At 57.3% G+C, this 483-nt stretch carries 1 protein-coding gene; it reads left to right on the top strand.

What is annotated here, in order from left to right; all coding sequences use genetic code 11:
- The first annotated feature begins 4 nt into the window (after positions 1-4).
- The gene (locus tag QCE79_RS39535) at positions 5-100 is read left to right on the top strand and encodes a DUF6723 family protein (protein WP_404989478.1); all 96 of its coding nucleotides are present in this window, start codon (positions 5-7) and stop codon (positions 98-100) included.
- Positions 101-483 lie beyond the last annotated feature (383 nt).

Genomic DNA, 483 nt, shown 5'->3' with positions numbered 1-483 from the left:
GCCGATTGGCCCATTTCCCACGACACACGAGGCATCCGTTGCGGCTGTAACGCTCGGGACGGAGATCGTTGCCGCTGATCTCGCTTATCCAGAGTTATAGAGGTTAGGCGGCAGGGAAGCGCGGGACTCGTTACGACGCGACGTACCTAATTGGGACACGACGGCGTAAAAAGGCGAGCACCGGCATTTCTGGCCGCCCGCACTTCTGGCGTGCCAATCACGCGCCGTTGCGCCTCAGTTATCTCAATCCCTACCCCAAAGCACCGGTGATATGGCAATTCGGCATCGCCGGCCACCGCAGGTGCTGGTCCGAAAACCGGCGATTCCGTACTTGCACGTGGTAGTCCTGCTGTCGTAGGCTGTCCACATATTGTCCAAAATCTGCGAACGAACGAGGCGATAATGTCATATCTAATCTATTTGGCCAGGGGCGATCCGCTCAACGAAAGGTATCTGGAGCAGATCGCGGCTGCTGGATTCCAA

This window comes from Caballeronia sp. LZ003, assembly GCF_031451465.1.
Classification (GTDB): Bacteria; Pseudomonadota; Gammaproteobacteria; order Burkholderiales; family Burkholderiaceae; genus Caballeronia.
Note: the sequence above shows the minus strand (reverse complement) of the source record. Positions and strands in the feature narration are given on the sequence as shown.